This window comes from Sphingobacterium sp. WOUb80, assembly GCF_050058145.1.
Classification (GTDB): domain Bacteria; phylum Bacteroidota; class Bacteroidia; order Sphingobacteriales; family Sphingobacteriaceae; genus Sphingobacterium.
On the sequence record NZ_CP165617.1, the window covers coordinates 6,441,003 to 6,461,801 of the forward strand.

Genomic DNA, 20,799 nt, shown 5'->3' on the forward strand with positions numbered 1-20,799 from the left:
GGATTAACGCTTTCAAGGCTTTTGGGTTAGTTCAAATTGAAATCGAAAAGGGATGTTGGTTTTCGTGTCATTTGAAGATAATTTTCTTCTAGAAGTTCGTATTCCTCTAAAGCTACTTCCAGTGTGCTATCTAAAATAATCGTAACCAATTTAGTGTCTGGATCAATCCGATAAAAATAAATTCTACCGCAGATACTTGATTCATAATTGTTCGTCTTGTGGAAACCGATCTTGTAATCTTTTGCTTCAAATGATCTAAGCTCTGATAGTTTTATGCCGTTGTTAATCTGATAACTAATGTTATCTATTGCTAGTATGAAAAATTCTTCACCCGCATGGTGCCACCTGTAAATTTTAAAAAATCCAAATGAAATGAGCAGGCCTAGGCTCAATACTAATAGAGAGGAAGGCCCTAGTTCTGCAAAAATATTGAATACAACAATGAGGGACAATGTGCCTAGGATTGACAGGATACATAGACTGGCGAAGATGAATACATATAACTTAGGATGTACCATTTTGATAACAAACCTAATGTAATCCTCATTTTTGTCAAAATATATGGCATTTTTGGTCATTGGCATAGTAAAATGTCTTTTACGCTAAATTAATATATACTTTTAGAATATTTATTTTTTTTCAATTTATTGTGCTTTTGGTTCGGAATGTTAAGTTTTATGGTATCGAACGCTAATTAAGATAGCCAGCTGAAATGACCAATTTTTTTGTGTATTCAACGTAAACAGTCAATTCTCAAAGGGTATTGGTTAAGCCGTTCTTTCTTTGATATTATTTAGCAAAAAGCCTTATCGACGAGATAGGGCTTTTTTGTTGAAATAGTAGGCTTGACTATATTTTCGGTAGGTGCGATGTACCGCCTACATAGGTCTGATATTCCATTTGCTTGCAAGCTGTTGCGCCTAACTTTGTATTGAAATAAGAGCTAAATGAAAAAGAAACAAAGTTTTAATTGTAAATGTATAGCGCTATGGAAATTAAAGAAAACAAACTAGTAGGTGTTTCTTATAGAGAAACTCCTAACAAAGGTGGAATTATTAAGCCTGTTTATATTATAATGCATTACGATGGTGCAACTAATGGAACAAGTGCGATCGATTGGATGACAGATTCGCGGAGTAAGGTGTCGGCACATCTTCATATAAGCCGCGATGGTGTTATAACGCAATTGGCTCCATTTAATATTAAATGTTGGCATGCTGGGGTCAGTGCCTGGGCCGAACAGAAAGATCTCAATAACTGTAGTATCGGGATAGAGCTGCAAAATAAAGGCCAGGAGGCTTATACTGAAAAACAGATTGATGCGGCGATAACCATATGTAAAACCATTTGTGTTGCATATCCAATTAGAGCGATTTTGGGACATTCTGATATCGCACCAGGAAGAAAGGAGGATCCAGGGACACAGTTTCCTTGGGAGAAATTTAAACTGTTAACGAAAGGAACTTATAATGGAATTACTTGAAATTTTAGAGAAATTAATTATCCCGGTGGTCACCGCAGTTGGAGGCTACTTGGTGGGAAAACCTAAACAGCAAGCCGAAGTGGAAGCAACGAATGTCGAGAATGCCGGAAAGGTAATTGAAAAATGGGAGGGATATGCGAATAGGTTAGAGAAAGATATCGAACAATTGCGAGCTATTATTGAAGATCTTAATGAAGGTTTACGCTTGGCAAATGATGAACGTATTACTTGTACGAAGACCTTGGGAGATTTGCAAGTAAAATATGATGATCTCATGAAGCTCTATAACAGATTACAAATTGAATTAAGACACATAAAAAATGAAAAATACACTACAGATGATCGCAATACTGCTACTGGTTAGCAGTTGCGGTCTATTTAAGAAGACTTTAAAATCTAGCGTATCCAAACAAGCGGTTGTCACAGAAAAAATAGATGAAAATTTGCAGGTTGAGCGGGATACAGGAGAAGTACAGGTTGTTCAATCATATGCTGAAGCTTTAACTAAAAACGAGAGCGTTCTTCAAATTGAAGGCGAGGGGATTCAGATCACGCGAGACGGTTTTGTACAGCTTCGAAGCGGGAAAATCTATCAGAAACAAAGCGTACATGGCGAGACACTGGAGACTAAGGGCCGATTTGACGCAGGCTGGAAAGATCATAAAATGAAGAGCAGTCAGCAAAGCGATAAGAAAATAGAGCTTCATAATGCGGAGTCAAAATCGGTAGTTAAACCGGCTATAACAAGGATGCTTTATTTTTCAATGGGCTTGGGGATTTTAATCGCATTGGTTATCTGGTTGATAAGAAAAGGTCGAGTTTCTGTGCACTGGTAATAGTCCTGCAGGTTAATTGATTTAATACAAAAAAGTCCTTGAGTATTCAATATTCAAGGACTATATTTTTTTATGAAGGGAAGGTTTAAGGTGTTGATAATGATTTGGATACTTATGAGGATGTAATTAGTCATTGTTGAAACGGGCCTCAATAAGGTAATAATTTGCAATTTGTTTGATCTCTTTTTTGAAATCACGGTAAAGGTCAAATTGGTTGCATGCACAGATGATGGACTTCTGTAATGTGTCATTATTTATTTGTAAATAGGGACCTAATTCTTTGTATATGCTACTTTTTACTTTGGTTTTCAGATTATCTAATTTTTCTGGCTGAAAAATGCGAAGCACAACGGCTATTGCTTTGTAGCGATGCTGTATATCTTTATAATTGATATATTCTCCCATAATTTGCTTAGCAGGTATATTTACAAATTGGCAATAACAATCTATAACTTTACTGATTTTAGAAAGATCAGACTCGTATATTTTATCGATGGACCTTAATATTTCGGGGTGATTTTCTTTTAAGAAATTCATAATGAATGAATAATATAATGGGTTCATACGCTGTGAACTATTTTTTTCTGTTAATCCGATTGTTTCTTTTTTTCTTAAAATATTGTTTTGTCCGTGTGACTGATTGTGATCCAGTGCGTAAACTATGTGTTGTTTTAGACTGTGTATAAGTAGCTGTTCCATTTTCTTTTTCCGTTTAAGTATGAACTGATTTTTCGTTTCTTGAGTTGGTGATCCTACAAATGACTCAATCCACCAGTAGGTGCTTGATTTTGCTGTGGATCTATAGTTTATTTTAATCTATTACTTGTTAAACAAAGTTAAACAAATTTGTTAATCATTCAAGTTGTTTTTAAACTTATTTTTTGTGTGTTACCTTTGGGTTTTTAAACTTATTTGTTTAACTTTAATTTGTTGATAATTAGGTTTTTAAACTTTAAATCTGTTTGTCTGTTTGTTTAGGTTTAATAAGTTGTGTAACTTAGTCTCAGAATGTTATGTATTTGTGTAACATTTGTTAAATATCCTATGGACTATGGAAACTTATCCCAATAATAATTTTGAAGTTTTACGCTTGGAGATGCGTGTTACCAACCGTGAATTTGCGTCGCTGTTAGGTGTACGTGAACAAGTCTACTCGCGTATAAAAAAAGGAGAGTATCCTATTGGTCTAACGATGAAAACGCGCATTCAACAAGCCTTTCCTCATATTCAGTATGATTGGTTAGTGTATGGAAAGGGAGAAAGGATAGGAGGAGGAACTTTGGTTCAGTCTGACTTCATATCGATGGTTAGCATCGGCAATGGGAAATCAATAGGATACTTTTCTGATGATGTCAAGTTTATCGATGAAAACAAGAACAATATATTTTTTGAGGTTTCTCCAGGACGATATCTGATGCAGACTAAACTTGTTACAGAGAAGGCTAAAGCAGGATATTTGTCTGGCTTTGGAGATGCTGAATATATGGACGATTTACCGGCACATTTTATTACGGTTAATGAGTTTCATAAAGGAGCTTATCGTTCTTTTGAAGTCAGTGGGGATAGTATGACCGATGGGACTGATGCGAGTGTGTTAGACGGTGATATTGTAACTGGCCGTCTGATAAAAAGGGAGCTATGGCAATCAAAATTTCATACCCATAAATATCGTTATTGGGTTGTTGTCCACAAATATGAAGGCGTTATTATTAAAGAGATTGCCCATCATGATGTAAACAATGGAATTCTTACACTTCGCTCTCTTAATGCTGATAAAACAAGATATCCTGATTTTGAGGTAAGCCTGGACGATGTAGACCAGATTTTTAATGTTGTAGATATTAGCCGTTCGCTTTAGAAAGAGCTTAATCCTCAATTTTTATCGTTTTTACGGTTCGTTTTTTAACACCAAAGTTTAGTCAATGGATCTTTTTACGTCATATATAGGTGCTCAGTAAATTGATTCAATTGTGCTCTTCTAAACCTAAAAGTACTTAGTTTGAGCTTTCTACTATTTTTTGCTAAAAAATATAGAAATAAAAGCTAATTTAATTAGTTTTTATTTCTATATTTGACTATCAATTGAACGTATACGAACATGTTGTTGCGTGCTATTTTAGCGTTCCTAGTATATATATAGCGTTAAGACAGCTGATAACGTAACAAGAATATTGGTTGCTCATTATTCAAGCATGTTCGTAGCGTTCAAAAGAAATAATAGGATATATATAAAGATTATTTTTGGCGCTGCATACGTCCCTACCAATGTTAATCTTTTACAAAACTTACATCAGTTATTGTATAAGAGAAGTTATCTTTTTCCCGCTCATTCTCAGGTTTCTCCAATTCACTGTAATGCACTGTTCCGGTCATCTTGAACGTTGTATGGGAATCTAGATTGATTTTCTCGCCATTATTGTCAAATACGTAAAAATTTTTGAGTGTATAATTTTTCTGATCAGCAGGAAGGTCAAATAACACATTGTTTTTTTCTGTTCCAACTGGTAAGATCACGCTGAAAGCAGTGAATTTTTCTGAGCTGAAGGCATGGGATTTGACCACAAAATTCATAGCCATGGTTTTTGATTTGCCTGATGAGAAGGTAAAAGAAGGCGCATCAAACTCACCTGTTAATTCAATGGTTTTATTTTGATTGTCATAGTTTGATTCGATAGCTTTTACCGTATCAACAGAACCGCCATTGCAAGACGCTAACAGTGTCAAACCAGATGACACTAATAATAATGCTGAAATTAAGTGTTTTGTTTTCATGTCAAAAATTATTAATTGAGAGATATTTAAAGCTTCTTTTTTTGTAGCTCAATAGATCTGCATCCAAAATGACGCTGACTTATACGATCTACTTGTTATCTTTTATAAAGGTAATATATTGGAAAATAGATATTAGCGTATGATTTAAATTCGTTGGGTGCAAATTTAAATTCGCTTACTCAACAATTGTTTTCGTTTTGTGGAAAGGGAAGCTTTTGGGTTTTATTGCTCGTAATAAAGCGCTATTGAGTTGATTTTGTGTAACTGGCGCCGTTTTCTAACTAGGTTTTTGATTTAAAGAAGACGAGGTTAATAATCAAGAAGACTAAGGTTATAACAGAACAGTATGTTCGGATATTGTTCCAGAATACCCAAGGTCTTTCAAAGGTCTCACGCATAATTTTTATAGATTTTTCTGAAGCAATCGATAAGTCTATTGATGCTAATTGATTATTTAAAGGGACATTTTGTATTCCCGTAATTACAAATACTCCAAGGATATAGCTCAAACTCGCTGCCAGTATTAAATAGAACTTTGGTGAATGGATATCAAACAATAATACTGTAGAAATTGCTAATAGAATTGGTGCTCCCAAGAAGCAACAATAAAAAGCAGGATTCAGTATTTCTCTATTGATATTTTGCATGGCCATCAGATAAGCCCTGTCATTAAGTTTATGCAGACCCAAGTTGACCGAAAATGTATAAGAAAAGAATAAACCAGATATGATGGCCGAGAAGATTGTTGCCAGCGCCAAAATGATGTCCTGTAATTTCATGTTTCTATTTGTTTTAATTGTGAGATTCGTTTGCTAAACTTACTTCAGTTGATATGCAGGCGTATCAAAATATTATTTTAAAGTCTATTTCGTAAAGAGTATAGACTTTGAAAAAACACCAATACCGATGTTGATCTACCCGGCATCTGTACAAAGGTTGGAATAAGCGCTGAAGTAAAATAGAATAAAAACGACACAGTTTATCATTTGTTAAATGAAGCGGGAGTTGAACCTGTAAAGGCTTTAAATACACGGATGAAATGAGACTGATCCGAGAAGCCATTTTCGTAAACAATATCCGTTAGTCTGTGAAAGTCTTTACTGGTCAATTGTTGCAGAGAGGTTTGAAATTGCACTATCTTAGCAAATTGTTTAGCAGTCAATCCCGTCTCTTTAAGAAATCTGCGTTCAAAGGTTCGGATGTTCAGTCGCTCCTCCCTGGCAATTTCTCCAATGGCAACCTGACCATTGTTTTCGATGATATTTAGGATAGCCTGTTTAATTGAAAAGTCTAGATGATCCTTCTTGGTATTAAAAAGGTGGAGAAGAAAATCGGATAGCACGCGGATGTTGTTGCTATAGTTTGAGGAGGAAGATAATTCAGTAATCAATTGACGGATGTCTGCATTTGGCGTGGCTTCTAAATAATAACAGCTGTCATTTATGCTTTCTGGATGTATATCCCAAAACGCACGTAACACAAAAGGATAAAATTTGAAAACTATAATTTGAAAGGGGCCAGCTGCATTGATCGTAATAGGTGTTATCGTTTGACCATATAAGAAAATATGGGGCATTTTTTTATTATGGGGGCTAATGAGAAAGTCTCCTTTTGATCGTTGGAATAACAAGCCCGGGTATCCGTCAGCATAAAAAGGTAAGTTACTACGATACTCATCGGTACTTTCAAACACCAAGATTTCTTTTACAAATAATGCAATGGATTTGTCGGGATGGATAATTTTAGGATTCATCAATTAACTGTATTGGCTTTGAATTACGAATTGTCATATACTTCTTATACGGAAATATCCAATAAGAGCTGATATTGCCATCGGATTTTCATTAGCTGATTTATCATGATATAGCACATTTCAAACATATGTGAATGTAATCCGGCTTATTTAAAATAATAAAGGGGCTTTTCTCTTCTCACTTGAAATAATTGTGCGTTTTTTAATAATTTAACACAATTATTTTGCCAATAGTTGGCGATCAAATTCGAATCCAATGAAGGATTATAATGACTTAGATCACTTTTTAAAACAATAGAATCCACCGGTATTCCAATATTCCAAATGCTGATTTTGCCGTAACGTCCCTTATAAGGAGGTATATAACATTTGATAACCTGTACACAACTATCACCAGCGGAATAATTATAGCTGTCGAAATTATCTATTGTTGCGATGCTGATTTTTCGGTAATCCGCATCTATTGCAAAGAGTTCTGAATGTGTTTCGATTATTTCTCCGCAAATTGAGTTCATGGATTTTTCTTCGTTCCAGAGGTATTGAATGGGAAAACTCTGCTTATAAAATGCGGTTTTACCATTTATTTTAACTGTTTTGCTATTGTGATATTCGCCTACCTCAATAAAGTTTTCAACTTTTGGATTAAACAAATAGGTATGTTCTTGCCATTTCTTGTTCCATACAATATCTTTAAAACCGTCATTATTCTGATCGGCAAAAGACAGTCCTGAATTATTGGTCTGATACTCCATATCTCGCATAATAAGATGCCATTGATGATTGTGCAGTTTTTCAATCTGAAAAAAACAGTTTGAGTCATTCTTAAAGACGGATAATCTATAATACTTATTTGCTATCAAAGTGCAGTCTTGTTCTTTGAGGTTGTACTCCGAGATTTTCAGGCTATCAATTTCCTGATAGACCAGAAACGAATCTGGTAGGTGCACCTGTTTATTTTGAGAGGTACAACTAAAAAATGCCATGGCAAATAGTCCCAGCAACCATAACCAGTGTTGCTTTATTATTTTGGGGCGAGTCTGCTGTTTAAGATAGCTCATGCTAATTTAAGTTTGTCGTTAGGTTTTATTGATCGAAGGATTAAGTTTCTATTTTAATCATTTGTTAACAGCGATAGGAGGTGATTTAAGATTAGTCGAGTTGCTAATTATTTAATATGAAGTGGCTGTTTGTTATTATGTTTAAAATGGTGTTATCGCTACGGTTGGCTTCTTGTATAAGAGTTTGTGCTCAGGTCGGCCATTGAGAGCGTTTTTAGAAGTTCTCTCGCCGCAGCGCCTCCGGCACGGTTTGCACCGATAGTTGATGCGGATGGGCCATAACCGACGAGATGAATTCTAGGTTCTTTAGCGACCATGGTAGCCAGCCTGCCGGCCATTTGAATACCGCCTTGCTCTTCTTTTGGTAGCACTGTATCCAAATGGCTTAAAGAACTTTTAAAGCCTGTGTTCCACAATATAACATCGGCTCTTTCTTCTCGTCCGTCTTCCCATTTGATTCCTGTTTTGGTTATTTCTTTAAACATGGGAAAACGTTTAAGTACACCGCGTTTTTCCATTTCCTGGATTTCAGCGGAGTAGGGAAGTCCTGTAACGGAGACTACTGATAAAGGGGGAAGTCCTTGCCTAACGCGTTCCTCTACCATGGCAACAGCATTGTGTCCCGCCATGTCATCAAATGGCCCTTCTCTAAATAAAGGTTGCCGTCTTGTAACCCATGTCGTGGTCGTTATTTGTGAGATTTGATCGAGTAGCTGGATGGCAGAGATGCCACCACCAACAACAATTACATGTTTGCCTCGAAAATAATCTGCAGTTTTGAAGTCTTTTGTATGGAGCTGTTCTCCCTGAAATAACTCTGCTCCTGGATAAGCAGGGATGTAAGGGCTTCCCCATGTTCCCGTTGCATTAATAATACCAAGAGCAGAGAAAAGTGTTTCTGAGGTATCAATATAAAAGCGATCCCCAGCCTCATATACCTTTTCTACTTTAACAGGTCGATATACCTGAAGTCCAAATTTCTTTTCATAAAGTTCAAAATAATGGGGAACGGCGGTGTTGGCCTGAACTTCGGTATCATTTGTCGATAAAGTTTCCTCAAACGACATGCCTGGCAAATCGTGTATTTTATTGACAGTGCTTAAGGTGAGTGAGTTCCAGCGAAATTGCCAGGCACCACCAGCGTTGGGGGCTTCATCTAAAATAATGAAATCCTGCCCGATTTTAAGCCCCAGTTTTTTTAAATGATAAGCAGCGGAAAGTCCTGCCTGACCAGCGCCGATGACTGCAATTTTTGTTTTATAACGAATGTTTTTTAGCATAAATGCAGTATAATTAGCGCCAGCCCAGTTCGGGAGCCACGTGTTCCAGGATAGCGGAGAGAATATGTACGTTGTAATCTACCCCTAGAGTATTCGGGATGGTCAAAAGCAGCGTGTCAGCTTCCTGTATGGCTTCATCCTGTGCTAATTCTTTAACGAGCTGATCTGGCTCAGCAGCATAGCTTCGACCAAAAATGGTTCTTTTGTCTGACTCAATAACGCCAATTTTATCCGATTTGTCCGCTTCTTGTCCGAAGTAATAGCGATCTAAATCGTCTACTAAAGCAAAAATGGATCGGCTGACTGAAACCCTGGGTTCTCCGGCGTGCCCAGATTCCTTCCAAGCTTCTTTGTATAACCGAATCTGTTCTGCTTGCTGAATATGAAAAGGTTTGCCATTTTCATCATACTTCAAGGTAGAACTTTGAAGATTCATTCTATTATGAGCAGCCCATACCGCGGTGGCATTGGATGCTGCTCCCCACCATATGCGATCTCGTAATCCATCCGAATGAGGTTCTAGCCTAAGTAAGCCTGGGGGATTTGGAAACATTGGGTAAGGATTTGGTTCGGCGAAACCAATACCATTTAGTTTTTCCAAAAACTCCAACGCTTTCTTCCGGCCCATATCGGCATCTGTCTCGCCTTCCGCTAGATCGTAACCGAAATAACGCCAGCCGTCTATTACCTGTTCGGGCGAGCCTCTACTGATACCTAGCTGTAATCTGCCACCCGAAATTAAGTCGGCAGCTCCCGCATCCTCCACCATGTAAAGCGGGTTTTCATAACGCATGTCGATTACACCCGTTCCAATCTCGATTTTGGAGGTTTTGGCTCCAATGGCCGATAATAATGGAAAAGGGGAAGCTAACTGATTCGCAAAATGGTGTACACGGAAATAAGCGCCGTCTAATCCTATTTCTTCGGCTGCTACCGCTAAATCTATTGATTGCAGCAGGGTGTCGCTCGCCGTCTGCGTGCTGTATGCAGGATGCTTGGACCAATGTCCAAAAGATAAAAAGCCTAGTTTTTTCATAAATCACAAAGCGATTTGATGTCAATCAAATTTAACAAATGTTGCTGTTATCTCAGTGATATAGATTGTCCGGTAGATGTAAATAATATCGGATTTGAACTGATTTGCCAAATGACAAGTAAGCTGTGTTCCAAAAAAGGTAAATTTGTGTATTATAAAATTAAATAAGTGATTGAGGATGGATTTTTCGGATAAATTATTAAAACAGATTGAGTTCATTAAGGAGATCGATAAGATTAAATATATTCAGCGAAAAACAAAACTTTTCAATAGCGATCGACCCGAAAATGATGCCGAACACAGTTGGCATCTCGCACTAATGGCCATGGTGCTTTCAGAACATGCAAATCAATCGGTAGATCTTTTGAAGGTGATCAAGATGGTATTGATACATGATATTGTTGAAATTGATGCCGGTGATACCTTTATCTATGATGCAGAAAAAAATCATAACAATACAGCTGCGGAACGTATAGCAGCTCAGCGGATATTTGGAATTCTCCCAACTGAGCAGACCGAAGAACTTATCGCCTTATGGGAAGAATTCGAAGCTGGCCAGACTCATGATGCGAAGTTTGCCCGCGCCATGGATCGATTGGAGCCGCTCTTGCAAAATAGTTCCAATAATGGTGGAACCTGGAATGAACCTGGTGTAAATTATGAAAAGGTTTATGCAAAGAAATCTGTCATTAAGGATAGTTCAACAGTACTCTGGGAATATGCTGAAAAATTGATAGATACAGGAGTGATGCGGGGGATTCTGAAAAAGAATTAGTAGGCACGCCCGTATTCTTTAATAAGTCCGTCGAATGTGTATGCGATAAAAATAGCTGCAGGTAGGGCTATTGTTTCATGTTATTTTGACCAAATGTGAGTTGCGAAGTTGCAAACAGACAAGTCGTCAAGAGGAATGATCCTATTCTTTTCATGGGACATATTTACGAAATTGAGCAATCAGGCTAAAGAGGGAGTGTCAGAATTAAAGAAAACTTAATATTGGAGTGCACACTTGTTATAGGTTATCGCCAACTATTTTTTAGCATAGTCAAGACAGTCGTTAAAATGTATCTTTGTGAATAAATCATCTGTCAATTCATTAGCAAGATTATCCACTTTCGTTCTTGGTTACATTTTCTGTTTTCCAATATTTTGGATTGGAAAGTATAAAGCTAACTAAATCGCCGACGACTTTCATCATAAGTATATAACCAGAAAACATCAAAAAGATAGGGATGTAGAGTTTAAAAAATGGTATAGCAATGAGCTCACTTGGATTTTTATTGGAATAAGTCAGACGTTTTTTGTTGTTTTTATAATAAAAAAATGCGTTTGAGATCGCCCAAACTGAGGTGTAAAAATCTGAAATCTGGAAGACAAGGGAGCCCTCATGAATTTTCCAGTTGATAAAAAACACAATAGCAACTAAGAATAATGTGATGAAGCAGAGCAGTATAAGAAATATAAAGGCATAGGTTGTGTTACCTTTTTCATCCCTTTCCACATAGGTGCCAAATGATTTTCTATTTTTATCTGTTTTTTTTCGTGTACGATTGAGCCTTACTTTTTTTACAATATACTTGATTGGTGTATCTTTTAACAGGAAGTAATGCGAAATGCCATAGGCGAAAGTCTGTAGTGCCTGTGCAAAAACGATATTATAATTATATACGGCATCATCAGCATAGAGGTAAACAATGAGTAAGTTAAGTAGAAGTACACTCCAAAACAAGGGATCTTTGAATAATTGTTCTGGCAATAACTTATTAATAGCCATAATGAAATTATGTTTGAAATCAAATTCTTCTAAAATATTTGTTGACTGCAAGGTTATAAAAATTTTTTAATATATGATTGATCTGAAATTTAATATGAACCCTTTTACTTAAGCATCAATAGTAATAAGAGGACGGTTGATAGGTAAAAGTCTGTTGTTTACCGATTTAAATTGTTCTTTCACCGAAAAGTTGTAGTGTTTTAAAGTTTGTTTCTTGAAATTGGATTGATAAACTATTCAATCTTTATTTATGATACACTTCTTTAATTCATTGGCAATTTTAACTGTAGTGGGAGTGACTACGTTCTTTAGTGGATTGAAATCCGAAGAAGAGGCGGCTACTACCGTGAATACAAGAATCCAATATAATTTACAGGTCAATAATGCGACGAAAACCAATACGTCCCTAAAAAAAATGCAACAGGATAAAATTCAAGGATACGCGGATTCCAAAAATTCAGCTTTGTAAAACGACTTTTCTTCATTAAAGCTTTTATAGATTTTTTTTGAAAAATATATTTTCTAAAATTACTTTATTGTTATATAAATTAATTTTTATATATTGAACTATATCGGGAAATCAAGCGGATATGGTATGTGCTCTATCTGTTTATTTTTTTCTATAGCGTATTAGTTTGTGTAGCCTATATCTTTAAACTTAAGATAGTTTATTATGAAAAAGAAAAGTTCGTCGTGGTTTTTTTATGCCATTCTTGCTATTGTCATTTGTGTAGTTCTGTTGTTGAATCTACCTGAACTTATTCAGGGGTTTATGAACAGTTACAATTTGGTCGTTAAATAACAACAAGATGTTTACCGCTTAATTCCACATACTCGCCGATTTTTTTGTTGTGTTTATCTAAACTTTGTAGCTGTTGTGCGAATCGTATTGTAGTTTAGAATCAGTAAATGGAATTGGACTAGCACAATGTATCTTGAACAGAATTTAATCAGATCTAATGAAACGAGTCGAAATATTTAAAACCAATGTTTATCGAATGAAAGATGCGCAGCGAATCGTTGCAACTCTTGTCAGCTTGTTTTCTTCTTATAAAATTAACTTCGATCTTGACGATGAGGAGCGTATTCTCAGAGTGGAATCTTCGCAATTGGAAATCGAGACCAATAGTATCGTTAGAAAGATGTTTGAGTGGGGCTATCGCTGTGAAAGAATCATTTAATCACTCGCTAAAAATAAAAACCTATCTATTATATTTATTTTTCATTGTAAATTCACGGCAGTAATTTGCTGAACGTTGCTAGCTACAAACTTTGAAGTTGTTATGTCTGATAGCTGACGATCTCAAAAGATTAATCACATGTCCATTGTTAAAGCAAAATATATCGAATATGATAGGTAGAATGCTCCTTTTTTTAATACTCCTTATTTTTAACACAGCTTGTTTTGCACAAAAAGGAATACCATTATCAATAGGTATATCAGAAATATTGCATTCAAAGGTTTTGGGTGAAGATCGAACGATCAATATTTGTCTACCTGATAATTATAATCCAAGTGATTCTGTTCGGTATCCTATCGTATACGTTCTGGATGGCGGAGTTGATGAAGATTTCTTCCATATAGCAGGTATTGTACGTTTCAGTACACAACCCTGGATCGACAGATTCCCGCAAAGTATTGTTGTTGGGATAGGGGGGAATACGCGAAGAAGAGATTTTACCTTCCCCGTTGAAAATACTGATTTTATAGAAAAGGAAGGCTTTCAGAAAGCTAATTTTCCTTCTTATGGCGGTTCTGAACAATACAGGGCATTCATAAAAAATGAATTGATCCCTTACATGAGCGGCAACTATAAAACGAATGGAAAACAGACCTTAATCGGAGAATCTCTAGCTGGACTTTTTTCGGTAGAAATATTACTGAAACAACCCGAACTATTTGATGATTACATTATTATCAGTCCAAGTTTGTGGTGGGGAGATGAATTTTTATTGGAAAATGCGGACAAGTTTTTGCAACGTAATTTGAAAAAAAATATAAATGTTTACCTTGGTGTACCCAATAGAGAAGAAGATGTAAAAATGTATGATGAATCTAAAGCGTTATCCGAGGTCATTAAAAGCAATAAGCAGATTCATTTTGTATTCGACTATATGCCTGATGAATTGCATTCTACAGTAATACACCAAGCTGTCTACAATGCTTTTAAGAAGCTTTATCCAAAAACTGTCTATTCAAAGCAGTAGCTGGGTTATACAGTGTTTAATTTCATTTTACACTGAGTTGTGCTGCGTTGTGCCACTCTTCTTCCAAAACTGACATGAATAGCTTATCGTGAAATTGATTGTCTCTAAAACAGGCTTCACGCATTCTCCCTTCGAGTTTAAAGCCTGCATTTTGATATGCTTTTACTGCGGCATAATTTGGTTCGGATACAGTGAGCATAATCCTGTGGAGCTCTAGTTTTTCAAATCCAATGCCTAGGATTAATCTAGTGACTTCTGAGCCTATTCCTTTTCCCCATTCTCGACGGTCTCCGATAAAGATAAAATACTCGCCAGATCTATTTGCTTTGGAAATATTGCAAATGCCAGCATAGCCTATCAATCTATTTGAATCGGTCAGGAAAATTCCCCGGTTAAAACTTGTTGAATCATTGACAACTGAATGAAACCAATGGTCAATTTGATCCTTTGTGTTTAGCGACTGAAAAAGTGAGAGCGAATATTTTATAGACATATCATCATTGATCCATTCATAAAATGGTGAGACATCGTCAAGCGATAGTGGTTTTAAACTGATCATTATTTAATACTTCGTGTATCTGAAATTGTTATATCAATCCTCTATTTAATTGTTAAGTTTCCTGCATTATTTTATTGTCCATGTTATCTTTACAGCAGATAGATTGGAAGTCTAGAGACGTTGACTAGCTTGCGGGGGCAAATCCATTTTTTGATAATACAGTTTACCTGTTGGCGTTGGAAAATATTTGGGATATGCAATGGCAAAAGGTCCCCGTGTTTCATGATTGTTCCATATATCTAGTTTAAGGCCACGTCATATGACGTGGCTTTTATGATTACTTGATGCTGCTTTCAAAATGATAGGTGCCGGAACCTATCTCATGACTGGAACTGGGAAGCACAATTTTTGCCTTGGTATTGGCAGGGATGGTGACCTCTAGTTTCAGTATGTTATTTTCTAGCACCCAAGCCGATTTCACAATGCCATACATCGTTTCAAGTTCTGCCGAGGCTTTAGTTAATTTACCACCTGGTTTTGGGGCTATAACAATAGTTTTATAACCTGGATCAGCAGCTACGGAGTTAATTCCTGCTATTGTTCGATACATCCAGTCTCCAATAGCGCCATAGGCGTAATGATTATAGGAGTTCATGTCTGGAGTTTGAAACGAACCATCGGGTTTAATACCGTCCCATCGTTCCCAGATGGTGGTGGCACCCATTTTTACAGGATAGAGCCACGACGGGTAATTCTCCTGCATTAACAGATCGTAAGCAACATCATTATACCCAAATCTTGTCAGAACATGGCATATATAGGGGGTGCCTAAGAAACCGGTGGTGAGGTGGTTGCCATAGTCACGGATGTTGGCAACAAGGCGATCAGCACATGCAGCTCGGAGTTCTTCCGGAAGCATATCAAATTGCAACGCTAATACATAAGCTGTCTGTGTACTGGATACCAACCGGCCAGTTGCGGTCATATATTCCTTTGCAAAAGCTGTTTTGATGTCAGAAAGTAATGCCCTGTACTTTGCAGCGTCCTCTTGTTTGCCTAGGACCTCCGCTGCGTTAATCAGTAGTTGTGTCGAGTGGGCATAAAAGGTCTGTGCGATGAGATATTTATCTGTTACGGCAGCTCTTCCATCATTATCGTCATTCGGGCGGTAAAAAAGCCAGTCCCCAAAATGAAAACCTGAATTCCAAAGATTATTTTTCGCTACAGAACGAATATAATTTACCCATTTTTGCATACTTTCATATTGTGTTTCCAGTACACTGCGATCTCCGTAAGCGACATACATATCCCAAGGAATGATTGTGGATACGTCGGCCCAACCGGCTGATGCACCGTCGTTGGCCCCGAGCACATTCGGTACGACATGAGGAATGAGTCCACTGGGCTGTTGATCAGCCTTCACATCGCTTAACCATTTGCTGAAGAACCCTGCAACATCCATATTGTAAGCCGCTGTATTGGCAAAAGCTTGCGCATCGCCTGTCCAGCCTAAACGTTCATCGCGTTGTGGACAGTCGGTCGGTACATCCAAAAAATTTCCTTTTTGTCCCCATTGAATATTGTGCTGTAATTGGTTGATCAGGGGATTGGAAGTCGCAAATTTACCGGTTGTCTGCATATCTGAATAGAGGGCAACAGCCGTTATGTTATCGACGTTTAATTCTCCTGGATAGCCCTCGACTTTCACATACCTAAAACCCTGAAAAGTAAAATGCGGTTCAAATATTTGTTCGGCTCCTCCTTTTAAAATATAACTGTTTTGGGCCTTGGCCGATCGTAGGTTTTCTGTATAGAAATTACCATCCTTTGTAAGTACCTCAGCATGACTTAGTGTAATCCTTGTCCCGGCAGGACCTTGAGCCTTCAACGTCGCCCAACCTACCAAATTTTGGCCAAAATCGACAACGGTATCTCCCTTCGGCGTTTTGAAAACCCGAAGGGCTCTAAACTGCTCGTGTTTCCTTACAGGAGGACCGCTCATAGCGATAAGTTTTTCTGTTCCTTTGTTCATTAAACCTACTGCCGTCCATTTGTTATCTTCTTTAAATCCAGCAGTATCCCAGCCAGCGATTTCCATTCCTGCGTCATAGCGCTCGCCATCGTAAATGTCCGAAGCCATAATCGGCCCATAGGTGTATTTCCAGCTTTCATCTGTCTTTATCGTTTGCTTTGTGCCATCTGTATATTCGACTTCAAGCTGCAAAAGCAGTCCACGTGTATCGCCATAAAAATTATGTTGGTTTCCAAATCCAATACGACCTTTATACCAGCCATTGCCAAGACTTGCACCGATCACATTGGAACCGACTGTAAGAAATGCGGTAACATCGTAAACTTGGTATTGCAGCTGGTTCTTGTAACTGGTCCATCCCGGAGCAAAATAGGTATCACTTATACGGCGCCCATTGAGTTTGGCTTCATATAGCCCTTTTGCTGTGATATATGCCATGGCTGACTTTATCTTTTTTTTCAGTGTAAATTCTTTTCTGAAAAGTGGACTGCGGGCCGAAGTGTCCTTTCCGGAAACGGTGATCCATTGTGCATGCCAATCAGAGGAAGCCATTCCCGTTTGGAAGAATCCAATCGTGGACCACGCTGATCTGTTCCCATGATTATCTTTCACCCGTACTTGCCAGAAGTATTTTTTCTTTGACTGCAAGGGAGATCCGGCGTAATCAATCCATATAGATTGGTCAGTGACAGTGTGGTTTTCCCAAACTAGATCTTTTCCCTTATTTAATAAGGTTTTATCGGTTCCGACTCGGATTTCATATTCAGATTGTTGGGTGTTTTTTTCGGTAGAAGTTATTTTCCAGCTCAATCTCGGAGCTGCGGTTTCAATGGCTAATGGATCTTTTAAATGTTCTACCTTAAGATCAATTACGCCGAGTTTCTGGGCGAAGGCGTAGAAATTCAGTATGATCAGAAATCCTAATATTCCTAATTTTTGGAGCACAGTCTTCATGGATGGTTTAAGATTTGATTAGTAACCTGTTGTTTGGAATATAAAAGCAATATAGCTATTATCCGTAATAAATCCGAAATATCCGTCATGTACTGTCCTGATGGAAAACTAAAAACTTGTCTTATGCTAAGATCAAATGGAAAATGTATCTATAACTTCGTGAATCATAAGGGGAAATCGAGACAGTTATGTCATATTCAAAGAAAATATAGGATGACAATAGAAAATTATAACCAAACAATTCAACTGAGCACATCAGCAGGTCAGGTATTTAAGGCATTGACAGACGAAATACCATTTTGGTGGACAGCACTGTTTGAAGGGGCTTCAAATAGCAAAAATGATCGGTTTACCGTTCGCTTTGGGGATCAAATTTATAAAAGAATACGGGTCGAAGAATTACAGGAAAATGCAAAAGTTGTTTGGTATGTCGAAGATTCATTGATCGTGGTTCCTGGATTGAAAAATCAAAAGGAATGGATCGGTACAACGATCGTTTGGAATATCATTGAAAGAGATAATGGAACTGTATTACAACTCGAACATATTGGCTTACACCCTAAAATCGAATGTTATGATATTTGCATAGGTGGATGGAAACAATTTTTAAAGAGTTTAGAGATCTATATCGAAACCGGCAAAGGACAGCCTTTTGAATCAATTCACTGTTAGCTAGCCAACAGTGAATTGATTAAGTTGTTAATGTCTTCATAACGGGCTAAATGTAATAACCAATCTCTAGGAATGGATTTCTCACCGTAATATAGACCTGCAAGTCCTCCAGCGATGGCTGCTCCGGTATCTGTGTCTCCTCCAAGATTAATAATACCTAAAACAGTGTCTCTATAATTTTCTTTTTCCAAAAAATACCATATGCTTGATTCTAAACTATCGATTACGTATCCACTGGATTTCAGCTCATCTTCAGCTTTACTCCTAATATCATGAAGAATGACATGATCAAAATGGCACCTTTCTGCTTTGGGAAATTCTATTTCGCCCCAGAAATGCATAATTTGATTGCGCATTTCTGTATAAGCTTGTTCTTTGTCGAGGCCATTGCATAACATTTCTGCCAACTTAATGTAGATAAAACATGCCATTGCCGAACGAATATGCTTATGTGTCAAGGCCGAGACTTCCCAGACTATTTGAAACTGATCCAAAGATGCTATCCCTTTGATTTCGTAGAGCAAGGGAAGTATTCTCATCAGTGAGCCATTTCCATTGTCCTGTTCTCTAGCAGCGTACCGTAATGTCTTTAAGTCTTCCACTTTATCTTGTTCAAGGATAGTTTTAAGTTCACTGATCGACTTCGAGGTCGTTGTACCTATATCAAATACGCTACCCCTGGCCGTCCATAGACCTTCTTCTTTCCACTCAATAAATTTTTTGGCAATATCGACCAAATTGTAACCATTTATAAGAGATTCAGCAAGACAGAAACATAAGGAGCTATCATCTGACCAGGTCCCAGGTGCTTGGTGATGACTACCGTAACCAGTCAAATCAGTCGCTGGGTTATTTTGCATATCTTCTTTGGATCTGAATTCAAATGGAACACCAATAGCATCCCCAACTGCCAGACCAAACAAAGCACCTGCAATTCTGCTTCTTTCGAGGATACAAGAATTATTTGTTATACTATTTGACAGATTCGGTTGTTGCTCCATATCGATTAATTGTAAGTTTTGTTGTAAAGAATAATTACTTCGTGTTATGTGTTTGATTTGTAGTTTCTTGTGTTTTTGAGTTGAAGAGGTTGTTAATTGTTTACTTAATTTATGAAAATAACAATTAAATTAATAATCTGTTTGGTGAAATACTTGAAATAATTTACGATATTTGAATGAATTATAAAACTGAGAGAAAATAAAAATTAACATGCTTTCTGAACGATAGCTGTCCAAATAGACTTTTATTGGCATGCAAAGCATATATTTCTAGAATTGAATAAAAAAATGGAATATTTTTCCCAACTCGGATACCATTCTAATGAAATCATAAAATTTGCTGCCTCTTGCGGAATATTTTCCCTACTTTTAAAATCCGGTGATGTGATCCACTTTACACCGCAGGATCCAGAACATTTTAAGGCTTGGCTGATCGAAAAAAATATTGAAGATATCAAGAGCGAAAGACAGCATCAGGAATTTTTTGGGACAAGCATTTAATCCTTTAAACAGGATGACAGTTTTTCAGAAAAGGCGATTTTTTGCTTCTTTAATAGATAAAATCAATTTATACGATCATATGAAAAAAATATCAAGCCTATTAGGGCTGCTTCTTTTCGTTGTTTTTTGCAGCTTCGCCCAAGGCAGTTCTATGTTGTGGAAAATTTCCGGTAATGGTCTGAAACAAGATTCATATTTGTTCGGTACAATCCATATGTTATGTCCAGATGATTTTGTTATCAAACAAAAGAATTTGGATGCATTCAATTCGTGTAAAAAGCTCATTTTTGAAGTTGACCTTTCTAAACCGGAAAATGCAAAATCTCTGCAAGCATTTGCTGTTTCGGATCCAAATTTTATAAAGGCGTTTTCTGAAGAGGAGATCAAAAAAATGGATAGTGTGTTGATTGCTCAGCAGCTCTCAATCAAATTGTTGGATTATGTATCGCCTGTTGCGGTGATTTCATTATTCTCGATGAAAGGGTTTAATTGCCCAGATCCAACGAAGATGAAGTCTTATGAGGTTGAATTAGCTGCACTTGCGTCCAATCAAGGAAAGATAATTGGGGAGCTGGAAACGCCTGATTTTCAGTTTAATTTATTGAAAGATCTCATTACGCCCAAATTGTTTATGGAGTCGGTTTTTCAGTTGGACAAATATCCGGCATTAACTGCAAAAATGGTTGAAACCTATAAGAGCGAAAATTTGGAAGAGCTAACAAAATTATTGGAAGATTCAGCATGGATGACAGCAGAGCAAAAAGATAAATTATTAATTGGCCGAAATTTAAATTGGAGCAACTTGATACCAGAAGTTATTAAGGATCAATCTTGTTTTATTGCTGTTGGGGCAGGTCACCTAGCTGGCGATAAGGGCTTGATTAGCCTACTGCGTGATAAAGGATTTACTGTAGAGGCCGTTAAATAAATTTTTTTGATC

General features: G+C 37.1%; 24 protein-coding genes. 12 read left to right on the forward strand and 12 right to left on the reverse strand.

Annotation, left to right across the window (positions count from 1 at the left end):
- Positions 1–26: 26 nt before the first annotated feature.
- Complete coding sequence (locus AB1Z56_RS26560) at positions 27–584, reverse strand: hypothetical protein (protein ID WP_309366705.1); 558 nt, start codon at positions 582–584, stop codon at positions 27–29.
- 404 nt (positions 585–988) lie between these two features.
- On the opposite strand from AB1Z56_RS26560, the gene AB1Z56_RS26565 reads away from it, so the two are divergent.
- The 3 genes from AB1Z56_RS26565 to AB1Z56_RS26575 are packed head-to-tail and all read left to right on the forward strand — an operon-like array spanning position 989 to position 2,319.
- The gene (locus tag AB1Z56_RS26565) at positions 989–1,483 is read left to right on the forward strand and encodes an N-acetylmuramoyl-L-alanine amidase (RefSeq protein ID WP_426790578.1); all 495 of its coding nucleotides are present in this window, start codon (positions 989–991) and stop codon (positions 1,481–1,483) included.
- Positions 1,470–1,847, forward strand: a complete 378-nt coding sequence (locus AB1Z56_RS26570; RefSeq protein ID WP_426790579.1) for a hypothetical protein — start codon at positions 1,470–1,472, stop codon at positions 1,845–1,847. Before AB1Z56_RS26565 ends, AB1Z56_RS26570 begins: the two co-directional genes overlap by 14 nt.
- The gene (locus AB1Z56_RS26575; protein ID WP_426790580.1) at positions 1,804–2,319 is read left to right on the forward strand and encodes a hypothetical protein; all 516 of its coding nucleotides are present in this window, start codon (positions 1,804–1,806) and stop codon (positions 2,317–2,319) included. Before AB1Z56_RS26570 ends, AB1Z56_RS26575 begins: the two co-directional genes overlap by 44 nt.
- Positions 2,320–2,445: 126 nt before the next feature.
- Here AB1Z56_RS26575 and AB1Z56_RS26580 read toward each other — a convergent pair whose 3' ends face one another.
- Positions 2,446–3,018 carry a hypothetical protein gene (locus AB1Z56_RS26580; protein ID WP_309366713.1) on the reverse strand — a complete coding sequence of 191 codons (573 nt, stop codon included), beginning with the start codon at positions 3,016–3,018 and terminating at the stop codon, positions 2,446–2,448.
- A gap of 352 nt (positions 3,019–3,370) precedes the next feature.
- Between AB1Z56_RS26580 and AB1Z56_RS26585 the strand changes: the two genes are divergently transcribed.
- Positions 3,371–4,177: a hypothetical protein gene (locus tag AB1Z56_RS26585; protein ID WP_426790581.1), complete on the forward strand. Its 807-nt coding sequence runs from the start codon at positions 3,371–3,373 to the stop codon at positions 4,175–4,177.
- 410 nt (positions 4,178–4,587) lie between these two features.
- Here AB1Z56_RS26585 and AB1Z56_RS26590 read toward each other — a convergent pair whose 3' ends face one another.
- The 6 genes from AB1Z56_RS26590 to AB1Z56_RS26615 form a co-directional block, all read right to left on the reverse strand.
- Complete coding sequence (locus AB1Z56_RS26590) at positions 4,588–5,091, reverse strand: hypothetical protein (protein WP_313266680.1); 504 nt, start codon at positions 5,089–5,091, stop codon at positions 4,588–4,590.
- Between the two features lie 281 nt (positions 5,092–5,372).
- Positions 5,373–5,870: a DUF1772 domain-containing protein gene (locus tag AB1Z56_RS26595; protein WP_309366719.1), complete on the reverse strand. Its 498-nt coding sequence runs from the start codon at positions 5,868–5,870 to the stop codon at positions 5,373–5,375.
- Between the two features lie 203 nt (positions 5,871–6,073).
- The gene (locus tag AB1Z56_RS26600) at positions 6,074–6,844 is read right to left on the reverse strand and encodes a helix-turn-helix domain-containing protein (protein WP_426790582.1); all 771 of its coding nucleotides are present in this window, start codon (positions 6,842–6,844) and stop codon (positions 6,074–6,076) included.
- A gap of 146 nt (positions 6,845–6,990) precedes the next feature.
- Positions 6,991–7,902, reverse strand: coding sequence for a hypothetical protein (locus AB1Z56_RS26605; protein ID WP_426790583.1), 912 nt, complete (start codon positions 7,900–7,902; stop codon positions 6,991–6,993).
- Positions 7,903–8,060: 158 nt separating this feature from the next.
- Positions 8,061–9,182 carry an NAD(P)-binding domain-containing protein gene (locus AB1Z56_RS26610; RefSeq protein ID WP_426790584.1) on the reverse strand — a complete coding sequence of 374 codons (1,122 nt, stop codon included), beginning with the start codon at positions 9,180–9,182 and terminating at the stop codon, positions 8,061–8,063.
- A gap of 13 nt (positions 9,183–9,195) precedes the next feature.
- Positions 9,196–10,218, reverse strand: coding sequence for an LLM class flavin-dependent oxidoreductase (locus tag AB1Z56_RS26615; RefSeq protein WP_426790585.1), 1,023 nt, complete (start codon positions 10,216–10,218; stop codon positions 9,196–9,198).
- Between the two features lie 178 nt (positions 10,219–10,396).
- Here AB1Z56_RS26615 and AB1Z56_RS26620 point away from each other — a divergent pair, with 178 nt between their 5' ends.
- Complete coding sequence (locus AB1Z56_RS26620; protein ID WP_309366729.1) at positions 10,397–10,993, forward strand: HD domain-containing protein; 597 nt, start codon at positions 10,397–10,399, stop codon at positions 10,991–10,993.
- A gap of 330 nt (positions 10,994–11,323) precedes the next feature.
- Here AB1Z56_RS26620 and AB1Z56_RS26625 read toward each other — a convergent pair whose 3' ends face one another.
- Positions 11,324–11,992 (reverse strand): hypothetical protein, encoded by a 669-nt coding sequence (locus AB1Z56_RS26625; protein WP_426790586.1) that lies wholly within the window; start codon positions 11,990–11,992, stop codon positions 11,324–11,326.
- A gap of 250 nt (positions 11,993–12,242) precedes the next feature.
- On the opposite strand from AB1Z56_RS26625, the gene AB1Z56_RS26630 reads away from it, so the two are divergent.
- From AB1Z56_RS26630 to AB1Z56_RS26645, 4 genes are all read left to right on the forward strand, one after another.
- Complete coding sequence (locus AB1Z56_RS26630; protein ID WP_309366734.1) at positions 12,243–12,461, forward strand: hypothetical protein; 219 nt, start codon at positions 12,243–12,245, stop codon at positions 12,459–12,461.
- 204 nt (positions 12,462–12,665) lie between these two features.
- The gene (locus AB1Z56_RS26635; RefSeq protein ID WP_309366736.1) at positions 12,666–12,794 is read left to right on the forward strand and encodes a hypothetical protein; all 129 of its coding nucleotides are present in this window, start codon (positions 12,666–12,668) and stop codon (positions 12,792–12,794) included.
- Between the two features lie 157 nt (positions 12,795–12,951).
- Positions 12,952–13,173 carry a methyltransferase type 11 gene (locus AB1Z56_RS26640; RefSeq protein WP_309366737.1) on the forward strand — a complete coding sequence of 74 codons (222 nt, stop codon included), beginning with the start codon at positions 12,952–12,954 and terminating at the stop codon, positions 13,171–13,173.
- Positions 13,174–13,342: 169 nt separating this feature from the next.
- Positions 13,343–14,200 carry an alpha/beta hydrolase gene (locus AB1Z56_RS26645; protein WP_426790587.1) on the forward strand — a complete coding sequence of 286 codons (858 nt, stop codon included), beginning with the start codon at positions 13,343–13,345 and terminating at the stop codon, positions 14,198–14,200.
- A 22-nt stretch (positions 14,201–14,222) separates the two neighbouring features.
- Here the strand turns inward: AB1Z56_RS26645 and AB1Z56_RS26650 are convergent, their stop codons facing one another.
- Both AB1Z56_RS26650 and AB1Z56_RS26655 read right to left on the reverse strand, forming a co-directional pair.
- Positions 14,223–14,759, reverse strand: coding sequence for a GNAT family N-acetyltransferase (locus AB1Z56_RS26650; RefSeq protein WP_309366741.1), 537 nt, complete (start codon positions 14,757–14,759; stop codon positions 14,223–14,225).
- 277 nt (positions 14,760–15,036) lie between these two features.
- A complete protein-coding gene (locus AB1Z56_RS26655; protein WP_426790588.1) occupies positions 15,037–17,685 on the reverse strand; it encodes a family 78 glycoside hydrolase catalytic domain in 2,649 nt (882 codons plus the stop codon).
- Between the two features lie 213 nt (positions 17,686–17,898).
- On the opposite strand from AB1Z56_RS26655, the gene AB1Z56_RS26660 reads away from it, so the two are divergent.
- Positions 17,899–18,357 (forward strand): SRPBCC family protein, encoded by a 459-nt coding sequence (locus AB1Z56_RS26660; RefSeq protein ID WP_309366744.1) that lies wholly within the window; start codon positions 17,899–17,901, stop codon positions 18,355–18,357.
- Here AB1Z56_RS26660 and AB1Z56_RS26665 read toward each other — a convergent pair.
- Positions 18,354–19,358: an ADP-ribosylglycohydrolase family protein gene (locus tag AB1Z56_RS26665; RefSeq protein ID WP_309366745.1), complete on the reverse strand. Its 1,005-nt coding sequence runs from the start codon at positions 19,356–19,358 to the stop codon at positions 18,354–18,356. The two genes, AB1Z56_RS26660 and AB1Z56_RS26665, sit on opposite strands and share 4 nt — an antisense overlap.
- 288 nt (positions 19,359–19,646) lie before the next feature.
- Here AB1Z56_RS26665 and AB1Z56_RS26670 point away from each other — a divergent pair, with 288 nt between their 5' ends.
- Entirely contained in the window at positions 19,647–19,859 is a 213-nt protein-coding gene (locus AB1Z56_RS26670; RefSeq protein WP_293904693.1) for a hypothetical protein, read from the forward strand.
- A gap of 79 nt (positions 19,860–19,938) precedes the next feature.
- Positions 19,939–20,787: a TraB/GumN family protein gene (locus tag AB1Z56_RS26675; RefSeq protein WP_309366748.1), complete on the forward strand. Its 849-nt coding sequence runs from the start codon at positions 19,939–19,941 to the stop codon at positions 20,785–20,787.
- Positions 20,788–20,799: the final 12 nt, after the last annotated feature.

Coding starts and splice junctions, on each gene's coding strand:
- AB1Z56_RS26595 (WP_309366719.1), bottom strand. CDS start 5,870: ATGAAATTACAGGACATCATTTTGGCGCTGGCAACAATCTTCTCGGCC.
- AB1Z56_RS26630 (WP_309366734.1), top strand. CDS start 12,243: ATGATACACTTCTTTAATTCATTGGCAATTTTAACTGTAGTGGGAGTG.
- AB1Z56_RS26635 (WP_309366736.1), top strand. CDS start 12,666: ATGAAAAAGAAAAGTTCGTCGTGGTTTTTTTATGCCATTCTTGCTATT.
- AB1Z56_RS26675 (WP_309366748.1), top strand. CDS start 19,939: ATGAAAAAAATATCAAGCCTATTAGGGCTGCTTCTTTTCGTTGTTTTT.
- AB1Z56_RS26655 (WP_426790588.1), bottom strand. CDS start 17,685: ATGAAGACTGTGCTCCAAAAATTAGGAATATTAGGATTTCTGATCATA.
- AB1Z56_RS26580 (WP_309366713.1), bottom strand. CDS start 3,018: ATGGAACAGCTACTTATACACAGTCTAAAACAACACATAGTTTACGCA.
- AB1Z56_RS26615 (WP_426790585.1), bottom strand. CDS start 10,218: ATGAAAAAACTAGGCTTTTTATCTTTTGGACATTGGTCCAAGCATCCT.
- AB1Z56_RS26620 (WP_309366729.1), top strand. CDS start 10,397: ATGGATTTTTCGGATAAATTATTAAAACAGATTGAGTTCATTAAGGAG.
- AB1Z56_RS26665 (WP_309366745.1), bottom strand. CDS start 19,358: ATGGAGCAACAACCGAATCTGTCAAATAGTATAACAAATAATTCTTGT.
- AB1Z56_RS26575 (WP_426790580.1), top strand. CDS start 1,804: ATGAAAAATACACTACAGATGATCGCAATACTGCTACTGGTTAGCAGT.
- AB1Z56_RS26585 (WP_426790581.1), top strand. CDS start 3,371: ATGGAAACTTATCCCAATAATAATTTTGAAGTTTTACGCTTGGAGATG.
- AB1Z56_RS26625 (WP_426790586.1), bottom strand. CDS start 11,992: ATGGCTATTAATAAGTTATTGCCAGAACAATTATTCAAAGATCCCTTG.
- AB1Z56_RS26670 (WP_293904693.1), top strand. CDS start 19,647: ATGGAATATTTTTCCCAACTCGGATACCATTCTAATGAAATCATAAAA.
- AB1Z56_RS26605 (WP_426790583.1), bottom strand. CDS start 7,902: ATGAGCTATCTTAAACAGCAGACTCGCCCCAAAATAATAAAGCAACAC.
- AB1Z56_RS26650 (WP_309366741.1), bottom strand. CDS start 14,759: ATGATCAGTTTAAAACCACTATCGCTTGACGATGTCTCACCATTTTAT.
- AB1Z56_RS26610 (WP_426790584.1), bottom strand. CDS start 9,182: ATGCTAAAAAACATTCGTTATAAAACAAAAATTGCAGTCATCGGCGCT.
- AB1Z56_RS26570 (WP_426790579.1), top strand. CDS start 1,470: ATGGAATTACTTGAAATTTTAGAGAAATTAATTATCCCGGTGGTCACC.
- AB1Z56_RS26560 (WP_309366705.1), bottom strand. CDS start 584: ATGCCAATGACCAAAAATGCCATATATTTTGACAAAAATGAGGATTAC.
- AB1Z56_RS26660 (WP_309366744.1), top strand. CDS start 17,899: ATGACAATAGAAAATTATAACCAAACAATTCAACTGAGCACATCAGCA.
- AB1Z56_RS26645 (WP_426790587.1), top strand. CDS start 13,343: ATGATAGGTAGAATGCTCCTTTTTTTAATACTCCTTATTTTTAACACA.
- AB1Z56_RS26590 (WP_313266680.1), bottom strand. CDS start 5,091: ATGAAAACAAAACACTTAATTTCAGCATTATTATTAGTGTCATCTGGT.
- AB1Z56_RS26600 (WP_426790582.1), bottom strand. CDS start 6,844: ATGAATCCTAAAATTATCCATCCCGACAAATCCATTGCATTATTTGTA.
- AB1Z56_RS26640 (WP_309366737.1), top strand. CDS start 12,952: ATGAAACGAGTCGAAATATTTAAAACCAATGTTTATCGAATGAAAGAT.
- AB1Z56_RS26565 (WP_426790578.1), top strand. CDS start 989: ATGGAAATTAAAGAAAACAAACTAGTAGGTGTTTCTTATAGAGAAACT.